Source organism: Uniformispora flossi (assembly GCF_049534875.1).
GTDB lineage: Bacteria > Actinomycetota > Actinomycetes > Streptomycetales > Streptomycetaceae > Yinghuangia > Yinghuangia aomiensis.
Map to the genome: position 1 here is coordinate 480,145 of NZ_JBMULZ010000002.1, position 18,354 is coordinate 498,498.

General features: G+C 72.0%; 13 protein-coding genes. 6 read left to right on the forward strand and 7 right to left on the reverse strand.

Translation table 11 applies throughout. From position 1 onward, the window contains the following. Positions 1 to 2 precede the first annotated feature (2 nt). The gene (locus tag ACPA54_RS06435; protein WP_423527668.1) at positions 3 to 605 is read left to right on the forward strand and encodes a PadR family transcriptional regulator; all 603 of its coding nucleotides are present in this window, start codon (positions 3 to 5) and stop codon (positions 603 to 605) included. A gap of 91 nt (positions 606 to 696) precedes the next feature. On the opposite strand, the gene ACPA54_RS06440 is transcribed toward ACPA54_RS06435, so the two are convergent. After that, positions 697 to 2,535, reverse strand: a complete 1,839-nt coding sequence (locus ACPA54_RS06440; protein ID WP_423527670.1) for a sulfatase-like hydrolase/transferase — start codon at positions 2,533 to 2,535, stop codon at positions 697 to 699. Continuing rightward, complete coding sequence (locus ACPA54_RS06445; protein ID WP_423527672.1) at positions 2,532 to 4,358, reverse strand: sulfatase; 1,827 nt, start codon at positions 4,356 to 4,358, stop codon at positions 2,532 to 2,534. Before ACPA54_RS06445 ends, ACPA54_RS06440 begins: the two co-directional genes overlap by 4 nt. A 194-nt stretch (positions 4,359 to 4,552) precedes the next feature. On the opposite strand from ACPA54_RS06445, the gene ACPA54_RS06450 reads away from it, so the two are divergent. From ACPA54_RS06450 to ACPA54_RS06465, 4 genes are all read left to right on the forward strand, one after another. Next, positions 4,553 to 5,851, forward strand: a complete 1,299-nt coding sequence (locus ACPA54_RS06450) for an ABC transporter substrate-binding protein (protein ID WP_423527674.1) — start codon at positions 4,553 to 4,555, stop codon at positions 5,849 to 5,851. A 64-nt stretch (positions 5,852 to 5,915) separates the two neighbouring features. After that, positions 5,916 to 8,369 carry a beta-glucosidase family protein gene (locus tag ACPA54_RS06455; RefSeq protein ID WP_423527676.1) on the forward strand — a complete coding sequence of 818 codons (2,454 nt, stop codon included), beginning with the start codon at positions 5,916 to 5,918 and terminating at the stop codon, positions 8,367 to 8,369. Between the two features lie 139 nt (positions 8,370 to 8,508). After that, positions 8,509 to 10,113, forward strand: coding sequence for an LCP family protein (locus tag ACPA54_RS06460; protein ID WP_423527678.1), 1,605 nt, complete (start codon positions 8,509 to 8,511; stop codon positions 10,111 to 10,113). A 138-nt stretch (positions 10,114 to 10,251) separates the two neighbouring features. Continuing rightward, complete coding sequence (locus tag ACPA54_RS06465) at positions 10,252 to 11,076, forward strand: ATP-grasp domain-containing protein (RefSeq protein WP_423527680.1); 825 nt, start codon at positions 10,252 to 10,254, stop codon at positions 11,074 to 11,076. A gap of 68 nt (positions 11,077 to 11,144) precedes the next feature. Here ACPA54_RS06465 and ACPA54_RS06470 read toward each other — a convergent pair whose 3' ends face one another. The 4 genes from ACPA54_RS06470 to ACPA54_RS06485 all read right to left on the reverse strand — a co-directional run bounded on the left by ACPA54_RS06470 (position 11,145) and on the right by ACPA54_RS06485 (position 15,526). Further along, positions 11,145 to 12,746, reverse strand: a complete 1,602-nt coding sequence (locus ACPA54_RS06470) for an adenosine deaminase family protein (protein ID WP_423527836.1) — start codon at positions 12,744 to 12,746, stop codon at positions 11,145 to 11,147. Between the two features lie 96 nt (positions 12,747 to 12,842). Then, entirely contained in the window at positions 12,843 to 13,280 is a 438-nt protein-coding gene (locus ACPA54_RS06475; RefSeq protein WP_423527682.1) for a hypothetical protein, read from the reverse strand. A gap of 134 nt (positions 13,281 to 13,414) precedes the next feature. Then, the gene (locus ACPA54_RS06480; RefSeq protein ID WP_423527837.1) at positions 13,415 to 14,806 is read right to left on the reverse strand and encodes an MFS transporter; all 1,392 of its coding nucleotides are present in this window, start codon (positions 14,804 to 14,806) and stop codon (positions 13,415 to 13,417) included. Positions 14,807 to 15,070: 264 nt separating this feature from the next. After that, positions 15,071 to 15,526, reverse strand: a complete 456-nt coding sequence (locus ACPA54_RS06485) for an Lrp/AsnC family transcriptional regulator (RefSeq protein WP_345676748.1) — start codon at positions 15,524 to 15,526, stop codon at positions 15,071 to 15,073. Positions 15,527 to 15,946: 420 nt separating this feature from the next. Here ACPA54_RS06485 and ACPA54_RS06490 point away from each other — a divergent pair, with 420 nt between their 5' ends. Continuing rightward, complete coding sequence (locus ACPA54_RS06490; protein WP_423527684.1) at positions 15,947 to 17,335, forward strand: pyridoxal phosphate-dependent decarboxylase family protein; 1,389 nt, start codon at positions 15,947 to 15,949, stop codon at positions 17,333 to 17,335. Positions 17,336 to 17,488: 153 nt separating this feature from the next. Here ACPA54_RS06490 and ACPA54_RS06495 read toward each other — a convergent pair whose 3' ends face one another. Then, a complete protein-coding gene (locus ACPA54_RS06495; RefSeq protein WP_423527686.1) occupies positions 17,489 to 18,298 on the reverse strand; it encodes a DeoR/GlpR family DNA-binding transcription regulator in 810 nt (269 codons plus the stop codon). Positions 18,299 to 18,354 lie beyond the last annotated feature (56 nt).

Consider the following 18,354-nt stretch of genomic DNA (forward strand, 5'->3'; position numbering starts at 1 on the left):
GCATGCAACTCGACTTCGTCATCCTCGGGATGCTGGCGCTGCGCCGGTTCTCGGGCTACGACCTGCGCAAGTGGATGGACGGGCCGCTCCGATTCCTCGGCTACAGCGTGCAGCTCCCGCAGATCTACCGGCGGCTCGCCAAACTGGTCGAACGGGGTTGGGTGGAGTTCGATGTGGACGCTCGCCAAGGCGGCCCGGACGCCAAGGTGTACCGGATGACCGAGGCCGGGCGGGAAGCGCTGTGGGAGTGGGCGCAGTCCGAGTTCGTGCCGTCGGTGCGTCCGGCCGACCCGGAGTTTTCGATCCGCTACGTCTTCGCCGGACAGCTCGACCCGGAGATCGCGATCCGCGTCGTGCGCACCGAGCTGGAATACCGCGAGAAGCAGATCGATCCGACCGCGAATCCGCCGTGGATCGCGGAGGCCCAGTACGAGGACACCATGGCCGGTCTGGACAAGGCATGGGCGCGCGAAGTGCACATCTCCGGGCACGAGTACGGGTACAGCAGCCACGCGATGTACATCACGTGGCTCAAGCTGACCTTGAACCGGCTGGAACGTGTCGCGGCCGCGCGGTCGGAGTCCCCGGGTCCGGAGCAGCGCTAGGGCGCAGGAACGATCGGGCACGCTGAACCGGCCGCGGCCGGTCGGGAGGGGTTCCTCCGGCCGGCCGCGGCTGTTTCGGTTGCGCCGGCGGCTAGCGCGCCGGGCCGATCGGGTAGCCGGCCTTCGCGGCGAGCGACAGCATGCGTTCGAAATCGAAGACCTTGCTGTCCGGCGCGTAGGTGCCGTCGATGCGGAACAGCAGGTACCGCGCCGCGTTGCCGCAGTACTCGCTCGGTTCGTCGGCGGCCGCCGCGACCACGTCGCGGTAGGGAGCGACCGCGTCGGGGCCGAGCGCGGTCAGCGCGCCGAAGGCTTCGAGTCGGACGCTCGACGGGTGCGCGGGTCCGGCGAAGTCGGCGAGGACCGCAAGAGCGTCCTCGTCGGCTGCGAACCTCGCGAGAGCCTCGGCGCAGGGGATGCGCACGAAGGGATCCGGGTCGGCGTCGACGGTGTCCTTGAGGAGCTTCGCCGCGCCGCCGGTGAGCCCGTCGCGGCCGAGGACGAGGAACCCGACCGCGCCCCACCGCCGCACCGTCGGGTCGGGATCGGCCAAGGCCCCGGTGAACCGCGGGATTTCCGCGGGGTCGCGGCGCCCGACCGCGTCGGCGACGTCGAGGATCCGGCCGAGCGGGTAGGCGCCGTCGGCGCGGGACGCGTCGTAGCCCTCGGCCGCGGCGCCCTCGGGCAGGAAGCCGTTGTCGTTGACGGCGAGGATGTGGTCGCGCAGGGCCTCGCCGAGGCGCTGTTCGACGTCCGCGTAGGCGGGGTCGCCGGCGAGGTTGCGGATCTGGTCGGGGTCGGCGTCGCAGTCGTACAGCTCCACGCCGGGTTTCTCGTGCCAGAACGCGTCCTGGACGGGGTCGAGGCGCCCGGCCAGGTGCTCGGCTTCCCACGACTGGTAGCCGGCCGCGAGCCACGCGAACGCCTGGTGGGCGCCGTAAGGGCGGTGCGGGTCGTAATTGCGGATGTAGCGGTAGCGGGCGTCGCGGACGGTCCGGATCATGTCGAGGCGCGCGTCCATGCGGTTGCGCATCCCGAAGGCGAGTGCGGTGTCCTCGTCGAACGCGGTGCGGGCGAGGCTTTCGCCCTGCATCTGCGCGGGCACGTCGCCGCCGGCGAGTTCCACCAGCGTCGGCGGGATGCGGAGGGTGCAGACGGCCGCGGGCACGCGGGTGCCGGGAGCGGGGAACAGGTGCGCCCAACGTTCCGGCGCGGCGATGACGAGGGGCACGTGCAAGCCCTCGTCGTAGCACCAGCGTTTGGTGCGCGGCTGCACGCCGCCGTGGTCGGAGGTGTGGATGACGATCGTGTTGTCCAGCTCGCCGTCTTCCGCCAGCTGCGCCAGCAGATTCCCCACGAACGCGTCCATGTTCGCGATGTGCCGGTAGTAGTGCGCGAAGTCGCCGCGGATCCCGGGGGTGTCCGGCAGGTAGGCGGGCAGCCGGATCGCGTCGGGGTTGACGGTGAACTCCTCGCGGGAGAACACCGCGCTCTCGTGCGTCGGGTCGTAGTTGAACACGGCGAGGAACGGCGTGCCGTCGGGGCGGGTGCGCCAGTGTGCGGTGTTCGAGCAGTCGTCCCAGATCGCCTGCGGGTCGACGGCGCAGTTGTAGTCGGTCTTGGCGTTGTTGGTGCAGTAGTAGCCCAGGCCGCGCAGGATTTCCGGGTAGGTGGTCAGCCAGTCCGGCACGGGCGCGTTGGCGCGCATCTGGTGCGCGGGGCCGTGGCTTTCCGGGGCGATGCCGGTGAGCAGCGCGAACCGGGACGGGGCGCAGACGGGGGCGGCGCTGTAGGCGTGTTCGAACAGGGTGCCGCGGGCGGCGAGGGCGTCGAGGTGCGGGGTGACCGCACGGGGGTCGCCGTAGCAGCCGAAGCGGGGCGGGCAGTCTTCGCTGACAGTCCAGAGGATGTTGGGGCGGTCCGCGGTCATCGGGCGGCCTCCACGGCGGCGGGGGCGGGGTCGGCGGGGCCGAGCGCTTGGAGTGCGTCGGAGACGGCACGGACGATGTCGGGGCCGAGGAGCCCGGCGGCCAAGCCGGAGAGCTGGATGAGCGAGGCGTCGCCGATCATGCGGGTGAGGCCCCCGTCGATCAGGCGGCCGAGGCCGAGGCCGCGCAGGACGGCGACGGCGGCTTCGTCGGCGAACAGGTCGCGCAGCGGGGCGTTGACGCTGCGCGGCCCGGTCGGGAAGTCGGCCGGGTCGAGCGGCTTGGCGTCGGCGGCGGCTTCGGCTTGCGCCCGGTGGACGCGGGCGAGGAGGTGTTCGGTGCCGGCGGGCCCGTGCTGGGGCAGGCCGAGGCGGGTGTACTGCTCGGCGGGCGCATCGGCGGCGCGCATGGCGTCGAGGAGCAGGCCGATCAGGCGCAGTTCCAGGGCGTCGTCGACCAGCGGCGTCTCCTGGCCGGGGTCGGTGTCCAGGTCGAACATCAAGGTGCCGTGCGGGGCCGGGGAGATGGCGAAGCCGGGCACCTTGAGGACGGGTGCGCCCTTGGTGAACGCGTGCGTGCCGCCGGGGACGAGTTCGGCGCCGGCGAGTTCGGCCGGGGTGAAGCGGGCGGCCATGCGCGTGGGCATCAGGGTGAGTTCGGTCAGCGGCGTGTTGGACGGGTCTAGGCACGCGCGCATGTAGACGTAGCGGCCGTCGGTGACGGACACGTGGCCGCCGAACGCGCCGAAGATGCCGGCCTCGCGGACGGGGGTGTCGTCGGCGACGGTCTGCCGCAGCGGCACGCCCATCATGTCGGGGGTTCGGTCGACGCCGAAGTACTCCAGCAGGGTGGGCGCGAAGTCGATGGTCTGCACCAGTGCCGCGCGGCGTTCGCCGGCCTTGCGGCTGCGCGGGTCCCAGACGAACAGCGGGGTGTGAATCGTCTCGTCGTACCAGGGCTGGACGTTCTTGCCCCACCAGCCGTGTTCGCCGAGCAGGAAGCCGTGGTCGGTGCACACGATCAGGAGCGTGTCGTCCCATAGGCCGTGCGTGTCGAAGGCGTCGAGGACCCGGCCGAGGTTGCGGTCGCACATGGACAGCAGTGCCGCGTATTCGAAGCGGACGTGTTCGACCTGTTCGGGGGTTTCGCGGACCATGCGGTAGTCGGGCCAGTCGTAATGGGGGCCGTCGTAGCCGTGCTCGTAGAGGTCCTTGTAGTGCTGCTGCGAGAAGAACGGTTCGTGCGGGTCGAACGTCTCGATCTGCAGGAACCAGTTGTCCTCGGCGTGGTTCGTGTCGATGAACTCCAGTCCTGCGTCGAAGGTCTTGCTCTGCGGCTGGTCTTCTTCGCGGGTCATGTAGGAGCGGTTCACCCAGTCTTGGCGCACCTTGTGGCCGCCCATGGTCTTGAGTGTCTCGGCGGGCATGTCGGGGTCGGCGACGTGCCCCTTCCAGGCGTCGCCTTCCTGGCCGCGGAAGAACTCGTAGCTGCGGAACCGGTTGTGGTACGTCGCGCCGCCGTCCTCCCAGTAGTGCTGGTGGTCGGTCACCAGGTGCGTGTAGACGCCGGCGTCGCCGAGCATCTCCGGGCACGAGTCGTCGAACGGCTCCAGCGGACCCCACGAGCGGTGCAGGAAGTTGTGCCGCCCGGTGTGCAGTTCACGGCGCGCGGGCATGCACGGCATGCTCCCCGCGTAGCAGTTGTCGAACGTGACGGTGCGCTCCGCCAGCCGCGCGAAGTTCGGCGCATGCACCCACTCCGGCGCGCCGTAGGGCGGCAGGTACTTCCGGATGAGGGTGTCGAACATGACGACGACGGCTTTCATCGGTACTCCCGGCATTGGACGAGTCGGCGGTCGCGCCGGGCCGCCACGGGAGCGGCGCAGCCGCCAGGGCCTATGTACGTTAGAACATGACACAAACATGAGAACAGCCCATTGACACGTGATTAACACGCCAGGATGCTGAGCCGACCTAGATTCCTGGGTTAGTAGCTTCCCCATCCGGAAGGCTCCGTTCCATGACGCCCACGATCAGACGCCCGCTCCGCCGCGCGGGCGCCGCCGCCGCGGCCCTCGCCCTGTCGCTGGCCGCGGCCGCGTGCACCATCGAGGACAAGGACAAAGCCGCCGCCCCCGGAGCCGCTCCCGGCGCGGCACGCACCGACACCCCCGGGGTCACCGCGGACAGCATCAAACTGGGGATCTCCTACCCCGACTTCGCCGCGGTGAAGGCGTTCGTGAACATCGACCAGGGCGACTTCGAGGCCACCTACAAGGCCCTCATCGACAAGGTCAACGCGGCGGGCGGCATCCACGGCCGCAAGATCGTGCCGGTCTTCGCCAAGACCAGCCTGGTCTCCCCCGCGGCCGCGCAGGAGGCCTGCGTCAAGCTGACCCAGGACGAGAAGGTCTTCGCCGTCGTCAACCTCATGCCGGGCAACGCGCAGGTGCCCTGCTACACGCAGACCAACCGCACCGCGGTGATCGGGAGTCCGCTGGAGCCCGAGATGAACGCCGCGGCGCAGGCCCCCTGGTTCTCCTTCGACACCGGCCTGATCCCCCGCAAGTCCGTCGAGGCGTTCGCGGCACGCGGCGACCTGGCCGGGCGCAAGGTCGCGATCGCCACGGTCTCCGGCGACGAGGCGCAGACCAGTGCCCAGGTGCTGCCCGCGCTCCAGGCCGCCGGGATCACCCCGGTCGCCAACGGCACCATCACGATGGGCGGCGCGGACCCGGCCGTGCTCGGCCAGCAGGCGGGCGTGCTGTTCCAGAAGGCGCAGGCCTCGGGCGCGGACACGCTGCTCCTGGTCGGCGGGGCCGCGCAGATCATCCCGCAGGTCCTGGAGAAGACGACCTGGCGCCCGCGGCTGCTGTTCACCGTCATCCCGTCCGGCTACACGACCGGCAAGGGCCAGCACGACTTCGGCACGCTCAAGGACTCCGTGGCCGGCAGCCAGATCGTCGACTGGTCCGATCCGGCCCTCACCGCCTGCGCGGACACCGTGGCCCAGGCCGACCCGAGCCTGGCCGGCAAGCTCGTCGACCCGGCGACCGTCGGCGGCGGCCAGCCCACGCCCGGCGCGTCGATGGCCTCGGCGTGCCGGAACCTCGCCCTGTTCAAGGCAATCGCCGACAAGGCCGGCCCGACGCTCGACTACACGACGTTCCGCCAAGCCGGAAACAGCCTCGGCCGGTTCCACATCCCCGGGTTCCGCGAGGACGCCGACTACGGCCCGGACACGCCCGACGGCGCGATCCCGGTCCGCGCGACCGTCTACGACCCGGCCGGGAACCGGTTCGTCCCGGCCCCCAACTGACCCGCCTCCCCGCCCGCGCGGGCCGCACCCGGCCCGCGTCCGCACGACTCTGGAGCACATACCGATGCCCGACTCCGCCGCGCCGCCGACCGACACCGAACTCCGTGCCCTGGCCGCCCGATTGTCCACCGACGACAAGCTGCGCCTGATCACCGGCGAAGACGTGTGGTCGCTGCCCGCGCTGCCGCACATCGGACTCCGCAAGATCACCATGTCCGACGGCCCGGTCGGCGTGCGCGGCGTCACCTTCGACGAAGGCGACCCGTCGGTGCTGGTGCCGAACCCGTCCGCACAGGCCGCGGCCTGGGACCCCGAGGTCCCCCGCCGGGCCGGCGAACTCCTCGGCGCGCAGGCCCGCGCGAAGAACGTCGACGTGCTGCTCGCGCCCACCGTCAACCTGCACCGCACCCCGCTCGGCGGCCGGCACTTCGAGTGCTACTCGGAAGACCCGCTGCTGACCGCCCGCTCCGGCGCCGCGTTCGTCGCGGGCGTGCAGGCGCAGGGCGTCGCCGCCACGGTCAAGCACTTCGTCGCCAACGACAGCGAAGACGGCCGCATGGAGTACGACGTCCGCGCCGACGAGCGGACGCTGCGCGAGGCCTACCTCGTGCCGTTCCTCGCCGCGGTCCGCGACGCGCGGGCGTGGTTGGTGATGTCCGCGTACAACGGCGTCAACGGCCACACCATGACGGAGAACGCCCCGCTGCAGACCACCGTCCTCAAGGACGAGTGGGGCTTCGACGGCGTCGTCGTGTCCGACTGGATGGCGGTCCGCTCCACCGAAGCCGCCTACCTCGGCGGCACGGACATCGCCATGCCAGGCCCTGCCGAACTGTGGGGCGAGCCGCTGCGCGCGGCGCTGCGCGACGGCCGCGTCGACGAAGCCGTGCTCGACGACAAGGTCGTCCGCATCCTGCGGCTCGCCGCCCGCGTCGGCGCGCTCGGCGACACCGCCCCGGCCACCCCGTCCGACGTCCTCGCGGACGCGGGCGAGCGGATCCGCGACATCGCCCGGCGCGGCCTGGTACTCCTCGCCAACCGCGGCGCGCTCCCCCTCGACACCGGCAAACTGCGCCGCGTCGCCCTCATCGGCCCGAACGCGGTGCGGCTGTCCGCACAGGGCGGCGGCAGCGCGCACGCCAGCCCGCAGTATGTCGTCGACGTCGCCCAAGGACTGCGCGACGCCCTCGGCCCGGACATCGAACTCACCGTGCGGGACGGCATTTACACCCACCGCCGGCTCCCCGGGCTCACCCGCGGCAACTCGGTCAACCCGGTCACCGACGGCCCAGGCCTCCGCCTGGAATTCTTCGACGCGGACGGCACCGTGCTCGGCACCGAGGACCGGGTCGGCTCGCACGTCATCCTGTGGCCGGGCATGTTCCCGCCCGGCACCGCCAAGGCCGTGCTGCACACCCGCATCCTCCCCGCGGTCGACGGCGACAGCCTCCTGGAGATCCTCGGCTCGGGCGACCTCCGCTTGACCGTCGACGGCACCGGACTTCCGCTGGAAGCCGTCCCCGGCAACGACAACCCCATGGAAGCGCTGCTGCGCCCGCCGCTCCAGCGCCTTCCGCTGGCCGCCCGCGCGGGCGTGCCGGTGGACGTCGAACTCGCCTTCGTCGCCGACGGCGAGCTGGTCCTGGCGAGTTTCGGCATCGGCTTGGGCGACCCGCGCCCCGACGACGAGACCGAACTGGGCGAGGCCATCGCCGACGCGGCGGCCGCGGACGTCGCCATCGTCGTCGTCGGTACCACCGACGACATCGAATCCGAGGGCTACGACCGCAAGGACTTGGCGCTGCCCGGGCGTTCCGACGAACTCGTGGCGCGTGTCCTGGCGGCGAACCCGAACACCGTGGTCGTGGTCAACGCCGGATCGCCGGTCCGCATGCCGTGGCGCGACGCCGCCGCCGCGGTGCTGTGGGCGTGGCTGCCCGGGCAGGAAGGCGGCAACGCCATCGCCGACGTCCTCACCGGCGCGGCCGAGCCGGGCGGCCGGCTGCCCACCACGTTCCCGGCGGACGAAGCCGACGTGCCGATCCTGGCGACGACCCCGGTCGACGGACGCCACACCTACGACGAAGGCCCCACGATCGGCTACCGCCTGTGGGCCGCCCGCGGCGCCAAACCCGCCTACCCGTTCGGCCACGGCCTCGGCTACACCACCTGGGAGTACCGCGACCTGCGCATCGAAGGCGACGCGACGGCCGGGCTGACGGTGACCGCCGACGTCGCCAACACCGGATCCCGGCCGGGCCGCGAGATCGTGCAGGTCTACCTCGAACCGGCCTCCGGCGAACTCCTCGGCCGCACCGAACCGCTGCGCCTGGTCGGCTACGCACCGGCGACCGCGGCACCGGGCGAGGCCGCCACGGTGCGCATCCCCGTCGACGCGGACACCCTCGCGCGCTGGGACGCCGACGCGTCCGGGTGGCGCGTGGTGCCCGGCACCTACCGGATCGCCGTGGCGCACAGCGCGGGCGACGTGCGGCTGACGGGAACCGTCGAGCTGTAGCCGGCCCGAGCCGAGGGGCCGGTCTTGTGCGTGTGCCGGGGACGCGTACAAGACCGGCGTCCCGTTTGCCGCAGCCACCGTCGGTCCCTCTTCCGGTCGTCTCCACCACCCTCAAACGGTTGCTATATTGCGCAACTCGATGACTATTCGGTCGGGGAGGCGCGTGCCCAGGACATCCGGGGCCGGCCGGGCATGCGGGCCCGGGCGGCAGGCCGCACGGGAAGCCGCCCAGCGCGACCGCCGCCGGTCGCGGCGCCGCCGGCGGCTGCGGATCGTGCTGTTCACCGCACTGGCGTTCGTGGTCCTGCTGGCGTCCGGCGCCGCCTGGCTGTACTTCCGGCTGAACGGCGACATCCGGACGTTCTCCGGGGACGGCGTGCAGCAGGACCGCCCGCCGGACACGTCGCCCGGCCGGAACGTGCTGATCATGGGCTCGGATTCGCGGTCCGGCGACAACGCGAAGTTCGGCGGCGGCAAAGGCGACGTCGGCCGCTCGGACACCACACTCCTCCTCCACGTCTACGCCGACGGCAAGCACGCCGTCGGCGTGTCCATCCCACGCGACACCATCGTCGACATGCCGTCCTGCCGGAAACCGGACGGCACCTGGACGCGGCCGCAGTCCAACGTCATGTTCAACGACGCGTTCTCGGTCGGGAACACGGCTTCGGGCAATCCGGCTTGCACGCAGAACACCGTGGAGAAGCTCACCGGGCTCCGCATCGACCACACGATCGTGGTGGACTTCGCCGGTTTCGCCGCGATGACCTCGGCCGTCGGCGGCGTCGAAGTGTGCCTGCCGAAGGAGGTCTTCGAGGGCGACCTCAACCCCAACAAGGGCAGCCGCGGGCAGCTCGTCTTCCCCAAGGGCAAGCAGTCCGTGTCCGGACAGAGGGCGCTCGACTACGTCCGGCTGCGGCACGGCATCGGCGACGGCTCCGATATCGGCCGCATCAAACGGCAGCAGGCCTTCGTCTCGTCGCTCGTCAAGAAGATCAAGGGGCAGGGCCTCGACCCGACCACCCTGCTGCCGCTCGCCGAAGCCGCGGCCAAGTCGATGACCGTCGACCCCGGGCTCGGCTCGGTGCAGAAACTGCTGTCGTTCACGCTGGCCCTCAAAGGCATCGACCTGCACAACACCAAGTTCGTCACCCTGCCGTGGCGTTACCAGGGCGAACACGTGGCCGTCGTGCATCCCGCGGCCGACGCCCTGTGGACGGCCCTGCACGACGACCGCACGCTCGACAACCAGGACGCCGGGAACGGATCCGCGAAACCGGCTGCCCTGACACCTCCGCCTCCGGCCACGCCGACACCGGGCCCGTCACCCGTCGACGGCACGGGCATTCACGTGTCCGTCTACAACGGCACCGCCACACCCGGCCTCGCCGGCCGCGCCGCCGACCTGCTGCGCGCCGACGGCTTCACCGTGGCGACGATCGGAACGGCGCCCGCGCCCGACCAGATCGCGACGGTCGTCGAGTACCCGCCGACGCATGCCGATCAGGCACGGATCGTGGCCGCTGCCTTCCCGGGAGCCGAACTGCGGCCCTCCGCCCGCGCCCCCGGGATCCGGGTGACCGTCGGCAGCGTCTTCGCCGACACACCGGCCGCACCCGCGCCCGGGGCGTCCGGCTCGGACGCCGCCTCGCCGGAGCCCGCCCCGACGGCCGTGCCGCCGTCGGTGGCGCAGGACGCCCGGTCGGCCGACGACGACGCGTGCAGCAACCTGTCGTACGGCTGACCGTCAGCCGCCGGCAGCCCTCGCTTGAGAGGTTGCGCAACCTCTAAAGTGCTGGGGCAAGGCCGAGCCCGGGACCGCCGGAGCGGGGCGGAGGAACCGAGCATCGGCATGGGGGCGGCAGTGCGGCTTTGCTTTCTCGTGGAAGACCAGTACCGCGACGACGTCATGCCCCTCCACGTCGCCCGGCATCTCCTGGCCACCGGCCACGAGGTCGACATCGTCGAACCCGGCCGCGGCGTCGTGCGGATCGACGAGCTGCTCGCCCGCGGCCACGACGCGTGGGTGCTGAAAACCGTGTCCGGCGGCCCCGGCCTGTCCCTGTTCGACGCCGCCGCGGCAGCCGGGATACCCACGGTCAACGACGCCCGCGCCGTGCACACCGTCCGCGACAAGACGGTCGCCGCGGCCATCGCCCGACGGCACGGACTACCGTTCCCGCCCACGCGGTTCGTCGCCGCCGCCGACCTGCTGCACCGCTTCGACGGCGGGCCGCTGGTGGTCAAGCCGGTCGCGGGCGACTCCGGGCGCGGCGTGCACATCGTGCGGTCCGCCCGCGACCTGCGCGAAGCCCGCGGCGCACTGCACCGCGAAGGGTTCCTGCTCGTGCAGCCGTACGTCCCCAACCCGGGCGTCGACGTCAAGGTCTACAGCGTCGCGGGCGACCTCCACGCCACCGTGCGCACCTCGCCCCTGCACCCCGACCGGCCGGTCGAGACCCGGGAGATCCCGCTCCCGGACGACCTCGCCGCGCTCGTCACCCGGATCGGCGAGGTGTACGACCTCGACCTGTTCGGCATCGACGCCGTCGAAGGCCCGGACGGCTGGACGATCGTCGACGTCAACGACTTCCCGAGCTTCCGCGGCGTCCCCGACGCCGTCCCGCGCGTCGCCGCCGCGGTGCTGCGGCTCGCCGACGCCCGGCACGGGAGGCTCGGCACGCGCGCCGTGACGGCGCGCCGGTAACCCGGGCCGCGGAAACGGCGAAGGCGGCTCCCCCGCCCGGGAGAGCCGCCTTCGGGTGCCGGATGCGGCTAGCCGCGTCCGCCGTACTGCCGTTCGAACGCGGTGAACGCGCCTTCCTGCTGCCACTGGAGCGCGGCCTTCGGGTTCGCCTCCAGGAACTGCGCGCAGCGCTGGTGCGGCGCCGGGTCACCCGGCCGGTCGGAGCGGCACGCGGTCACGACGGCGGACTTGCCCGGGCCGGAGAACAGGCTCACGCCCGGGACGAAGGCGTACGCGAGGGAGGCCCGTGCCAGGTCCTTGAGTTCGGGGTAGCTCAGACCGTAGGTCTGTGCGGCGTACTGGTATTCGTGGGTGATGTCGACGCGGGAGATGCCCGGGTCGTCGGTGGCCAGCACGATCGGCACACCGTACTGCCGGTACGACGAGAACGGGTGGTCGGCGCCCTTCACGCCGAGGATCTGCGCGTTGCTGGTGAACGGCACCTCCACGGCGACCTTCTCGGCGGCCATCGTGCGGGCGAGGTCCTGCCAGTTCGTCTCGTTGCGGAGGTCGACGCCGTGCCCGATGCGTTCCGCCTCACCGGTGCGGACGGCCTGGTCGACGTGGAAGGTCAGGTCTTCCGGCTTGACCAGTCCGGGCACCAGCTCGCCGGCGTGCAGGGTGATGTGCGCCTTCGGGTAGACGGTGTGCAGGTAGTTCAGCATGCGCATCTGCAGCCGGTAGTTCTGCAGCGAGCTGTCCCAGTCCTCGGGCTGGACCAGGTTGATCGCGACGAACCGCGCGTCCTGCTCGGCAAGGCGCATGCCCACGACCATCTGGGTGAACACCCGTGCGGGGGTGCTGCCGCGCGACACCTGGGAGATCCACCGCACGGACACCTTGCAGCCCGGGTCGGGCGCGGCGGTGCCGCAGTGCGCGGTCTTGGCGTAGACCGCGTCGGCGTCGTCGGATTCCTTGCGGGCCGCGGCGACGACCGCGTCCATCTGCCCGTCGGCGAGCAGCTTCGCGTGCATCTTCGCGAAGTCGTCGTCCCAGCCGACCTTGTTCGCCAGCGCCTTGGCCTCTTCGGAGGCCGGGCTGACCATCGTCTCCAGGTACGACTGGTTCTGCGCGGCGAGCGTGTTCGTGACGTCGGCCAGGAGTTCGCCGCGGTGCCGCCAGGTGACGTCGCCGAACTTGTTGAACGCGTCGAAGAAGTGGTCGTGGCCGGACTCGCCGGGCGGGAAGTCCTGCATGGACCACGCGGCGATCACCGTCCGCCGGTAGTCCGCGTCGGTCGTGGTGTCCGCCGCCGGGCGGTCGCCGGGCTTGCAGGGCGGCATGTAGGCCGTCGTCGTGGGGTCGAGGCACATGCCGTCCTGGGCGGCCAGGCCGAGGATGTACTCGGTGGACGCCGCACCGGACAGGTGGTTGTGCAGGTCGCCGCCCTTGGGCAGCGCGGCGAAGAAGGCGCGCTGCGCGGCCGGGTCGTCCTTGATGCTGTCGAGATAGGCCGACACCCGGCGTTCGGCGGCGGTGCCGGGCCGCGCCGGACCGGTTTGCGCCGGACCGGTCTGCGCCGGACCGGTCTGCGCGGTGGCGGTCTGCGCGGTGGCGGGGAGTAAGGACAGCAGGCTGAGGGCGCACGCACCGAGCGGAAGCAGAATCCGGCGGCGCGCGGCCGTTCGCATGGTCGTTTTCACCGGGGAATCATGGCCGACCGCCCCGTTGGTCGTCCCGCGAAGTCGCCGCCCGGAACGCCGGATTCATTCCTTCGAGTGAAACCGCTATACGGCGCCTTGGCCCAACGCCTGCGCCAAGGACAGCTTCCCCGTGGCGATGTGCATGCCGCGCGCGGCGATCTGCGCCTGGGTCGTGTCGAGTTCGCCGAGCCGGGTGAGCGGCGCGGGCCCGTCGTCGTGCAGCGCGCAGCACAGCAGCAGCAGGGTGCGCAGCGGCCCCTCCGGATAGGCCGAGTCCTCCGCGGTCACGATGTCGCGGAGCACGTCCCACCGCACGGCGGCGTAACGGCCGTCGTCGGACCAGTCGAGGCAGACCGCGTACAAGTCGGGGCGACGGACGAACGAGCCCTCCTCGGTGAGGATGTACGCCGTGGCTTGCGCCGCCGGTTCGCCCTCGGCGGCACGGTAGAGCGCCGCTTCGATCACCTCGGACGACAGTGCGGGCACCGCCGCGCCAAGCCGCTGGTTTTCCACGTTCCCCACGACCATCGGTATCGGCCCTTCCCGTCCCCGTGTCACACGCCGAAGGCGCAGCACCCCTCATCGAAGATGATTTCGACCTCGGACAAGAGTAAGACCACGAGCGGTGTGCAATGCGCCGGAAACGCCGGATCGGGTCAGGGTTTCCTGTCGGGATCCGCGGCGGTGCGGTTGCGTTCCTGGGTGAGGTCGCCGATCGCGATCGCGAGGGCGAGCACCACGAACGAGATCGACACGACGAGGCCGAGGCGCAGCGCGCCGGACCAGTCGGGGTGCGTCCGGGACGCGAGCCGGGAGAAGAAGGTGGAGCCGACGACGGCGATGCCGAGGGCGGAGCCGATGCGCTGCCCGGTCTGCAGGACGCCGCCGGCGCTGCCCGCTTCGCGGGGCGGGACGGAGGCGAGGGTGAGGGCCTGGTTGGGGGCGATGACGAGTCCGCTGCCGAGTCCGGCGACGAGGAGCGGGCCGAGGATGGCCCATTCGGTGACGGCGGGGTCGACGGTGCCGACGAGCACGACGACGACGCCGAGTCCGCAGATGACGGTGAGGAGTCCGGCGGCGACGAGGGCGTGCCCGTAGCGCGCGACGAGGTGTCCGCCGACGGCGGCGGACGCGGCCGAGCCGAGCGCGAACGGGGTGACGGCGAGTCCGGCGACGAGGGCGGAGTCGCCGAGCCCGGACTGCAGGTAGAGGGTGAGGACGAAGAAGATCGAGGTGAAGCCGGCGAAGTAGCAGAGCATGACGAGGGAGCCGCACGCGTAGGAGCGTTCGCGGAACAGGTCGAGGTCGACGAGCGGCGTGTGGCGCTTGCGGTAGCGGTACTCCCAGGCGACGAACAGCGCCAGCAGGACCGCGGACGCGGGCACGAACAGCCACTTGGCGGCGGTATGCCACTGCCGTTCCTCGACGAGCGGCAGCATCAGCAGGACGACGGCGGCGCCGAGCAGCAGGACGCCGACCGGGTCGAGGTCGCGCAGGCAGGGCCGGTGTTCGTGTGCGGGGCCGGGCAGCAGCCGCGCGGCGAGGACGAACGCCGCGATGCCGATGGGCAGGTTGACGAAGAAGATCCAGCGCCAGCCGTGTTCGGCGCCGAACACGTTGATGATGAGCCCGCCGAGGACCGGCCCGACGGCCGTGGAGATGCCGATCACGGAGCCGAAGACGCCGAACGCGCGGGCGCGTTCGCGCCCGCGGAACAGCTGCTGGATGAGCGCGGAGACCTGCGGCGTGAGCAGCCCTCCCGCGACGCCCTGGATCAGCCGGGCGAGGACGAGCCACACCGCGCTCTGCGCGGCCCCGCACAGGGCGCTGGCCGCGGTGAAGAGCGCGACGCCGAGCATGAACATCATGCGGCGGCCGCGGGCGTCGCCGACCCGTCCCGCCGGGACGAGCACGAGGCCGAACGTGAGCGCGTAGCCGGAGAGCACCCACTGGATGTCGCCGTCGGACGCGTCGAGCGCGGTGCGGATCGACGGCAGCGCGACGTTGACGATGGACACGTCGAGGAGGGTGATGAAGCCGGCGAGCATGCAGACCGCGAGCGCGCGCCAGCGGCGCGGGTCGGGCGCATAATCGCCGTCGCCCTCGCCGCCGAGCTGGACCACGGTCCGCGGGGTGTTCACCCGGTCATGCTGGTCGCGGCGGACGACCGGCCGGGTCCGCGACACGCGGGCCGCCCGACCGCGTACCCGGACGGCGCAGCGTCGGGGGATGCCGGGCGGGGTGTGCCGGGGGCGTGGGTCCGTGGAGGGTGTCGGGGGTGTCGGGGGTGCCGGGTGTGCCGGGCCGCGGGGTCAGCTTCCGGCGCCGGAGCCGCTGCGCCGGACGAGCCGGGACAGCACGACGGCGCTTTTGGTGCGCACGACGAACGGTTCGGCGCCGATGCGTTCGAGGACTTTCTCGAACTGCTGGACGTCGGCGGCGAGCAGGTGGATGACGGCGTCGGCGTCGCCGGTGACCGTGCTGGCGGAGACGACCTCGGGGTATTTGGCGAGGGCGCGGGCGATGTCCTCGGGCGAGGTGCGGCCGCGGCAGTACAGCTCGACGAACGCCTCGGTGCGCCAGCCGAGCGCGGACGGTTCGACGGACGCGGAGAAGCCGGTGATCACGCCGGTTTCCAACAGTCGGTCGACGCGGCGTTTCACGGCCGGTGCGGACAGGCCGACGCGTGCGCCGATTTCGGCGTAGGTCGCCCGCGCGTCCTCGATGAGCGCGGCGATGATGCCGCTGTCCAGCGCGTCGATGGCCATCGGTTGGTTCCTTGCTCCGGATCGTGCTCGGGGGCGGGTCTTGGTCGGGGTCTGCCGGTGGAGGTGTGCAGGTATGCAGGTATGCAGGTGTGCAGGTGGAGCGTGCGTCGAGGGGATGCGCGGAGGAACGTATCGCAGTGATCGCCGCCGATCCCAGGATGCGCGCAACGGATCGGGCGGGCATGCGGGAAGGACGCAATGGATCGGTGGTCGCCCGCAAGATCGGCTGGTTGGCCGCAGGTCGGGCGGTCTTTAGTGTTCTGGGGAGCCGGTGTCGATGCCCGGCAGCTTGCCTGCTCGCCCCTGCTCGTCCTTGCCCGATCCTGCTCGCCCCTGCTCGCCCCTGCTCGCCCCTGCTCGACCTTTTGTTTCCCTGTGTTTCCTTTCGTTTCCCTTCGCGAGAACGCCGAGAGCCGCCCCATGCCCGAGACGCGCCCCACCCGCCTGCCGATGCACACGTACGACGAGAACCTGGCCGACATGGTGTTCGCGTACATGCGCGAGCGCCTGCAGCTGGATCCGGTGCCGTTGGACCACCCGGGCGTGAAGGACAAGCTGGACCGCACGCTCGACGGGCTGCTGGGCGCCGACGGGAACGACCCGGCGGACGTGCTGGCGCTGTACGCGGACCACTTGGCGCCCGCGGTGATCTCGTGCGACAGCCCGCGGTTCCTCTCGTTCATTCCGGCGGCGCCGACGAAGGCCGCGCTGCTGTTCGACATGGTCGTCTCGTCCGCGTCGCTGCAAGGCATATCGTGGCTGGAGGCCGCGGGCGCGGTGGCCGCGGAGAACCAGGTGCTGCGGCTGATCGCGGACCTGGCTGGGCTGCCGGAGGGCGCCGGGGGCTGCTTCGTGAGCGGCGGTTCGGCGGGCAACCTGTCGGCGCTGGTGGTGGCCCGCGACACGGGCGCTCGGCGCCGGCTGGCCGAGGGCTACGTGCCGTCGGGCCCGTGGCGTGTCGCGGTGAGCGACCAGGCGCATTCGTCGATCGGCAACACGCTGCGGATCATGGGCGTGGACGCGCTGGTGGTGCCGACGGCGGACCACCGGCTGACCGGTGCGGCGGTGCGTGCCGCGCTGGCCGCGGACCCGGATCCGCGGTCGGTGGTGGGCGTGGTCGCGACGGCGGGGACGACCAACGCGGGCATCGTGGACGACCTGGCGGGCGTGGGCGCGGTGGCGGACGCATACGACCTGTGGTTCCACGTGGACGGGGCGTACGGCGGCGCGGGCCTGTTCGCGCCGAGCGTGCGGGCCAAGTACGACGGGATCGAACGGGCCGACTCGTTCGTGGTCGACCCGCACAAGTGGCTGTTCGCCCCGTTCGACTGCGCGGCGCTGGTGTACCGGCAGCCGGCGCTGGCGCGCGGCGTGCACACCCAGGACGCGTCGTACCTGGACGTGCTGCACACCGACGCGGCGGAGGAGTGGAACCCGACCGACTACGCGTACCACCTGACCCGCCGGGCGCGCGGCCTGCCGCTGTGGTTCTCGCTGGCGGTGCACGGCACGGACGCCTATCGGGACGCGATCGAGGCGGCACTGACGCTGGCCCGGGACACGGCGCGGCTGATCCGCGAGACGCCGCACCTGGAGCTGATCCGGGAGCCGGAGCTGTCCGCGGTGCTGTTCCGGCGCCGGGGCTGGTCGGCGGAGGACTACCACGCGTGGTCGCAGCGGCTGCTGGCCGGGCAGATCGGCTTCGTGACGCCGACGGGCTGGGAGGGCGAGACGGTGGCGCGGTTCGCGTTCCTGCACCCGGGGACGACGCCGGAGATGGTGCGGGAGATGCTCGACACGATGGCGTGAGGGCGGGCGGGTCCGCCGGCTTTTGACGACGTCGACGGCGCCGGGGTGCTGCGTGCTTTGTCCACGCGGCGCCCCGGCGCCGTCGTGTTTCGTCGCCCGCGGGCGTCTCGTCGTCTCGTCGTGCCGTCGTGTCGTCGTGTTCTTGTCGTTGTTTCAGTCGGTGGCGGGGACCACGATCAGTTCGCCGACGTGGTCCGCGAGGACGTCGCGGGCGGCGGTGGGGATGCCGTCGTCGGTGACGAAGACGTCGACGGTGTCGAGGGCGGCGAAGCCGGCGAGTCCGGCGACGCCCCACTTGGTGTGGTCGGCGACCACGGCGACGCGGCGGGCGGCGGCGATGAGGGCGCGGTTGGTCTGGCCTTCGGCGAGGTTGGGGGTGCTGAGCCCGGCGCGTTCGGAGACGCCGTGGGTGCCGAGGATCAGCAGGTCGACGTGCAGGTTCGCGAGGACCTGGTCGGCGATCGGGCCGACGAGTGCCGCGGAGCGGGTGGGGGTGCCGCCGGTGAGCAGCAGCGTCGGGGCGTCGCCGGCCCGGTCCCGGTCGGCGGCGCGTAGCAGGTCGGCGATGGGCAGCGAGTTGGTCACCACGGTCAGGCGCGGCACGCCGAGGAGCTGCGTGGCGACCGCGTACGTGGTGCTGCCGGCGGACAGCGCAACGACGCTGCCGGGTTCGACGAGGGCCGCGGCGGCGGCCGCGATGGCGGTTTTCGCGGCGGCGGCGAGGGTGGCTTTGGCTTCGAACCACGGCTCGTCGGTGGTGGCGGCGCCGGTGCGGGCGACCGCGCCGCCGTGCACCTTGTCGAGCACGCCGTCGGCGGCGAGCGCGTCGAGGTCGCGGCGGATCGTCATGTCGGAGACGCCGAGCCGGTCGACGAGGTCGGCGACCCGGACCTCGCCGTGCGTGCGGACGGTGTCCATGATCAGCGCGCGGCGGCGGCCCGCGAGCATGCCGCGTTCGACCACGCGTGCCTCCGTGTGTTCAAGCGCTCGTGCGTTCTTGCGTTCTTGCGTTGTTGCGT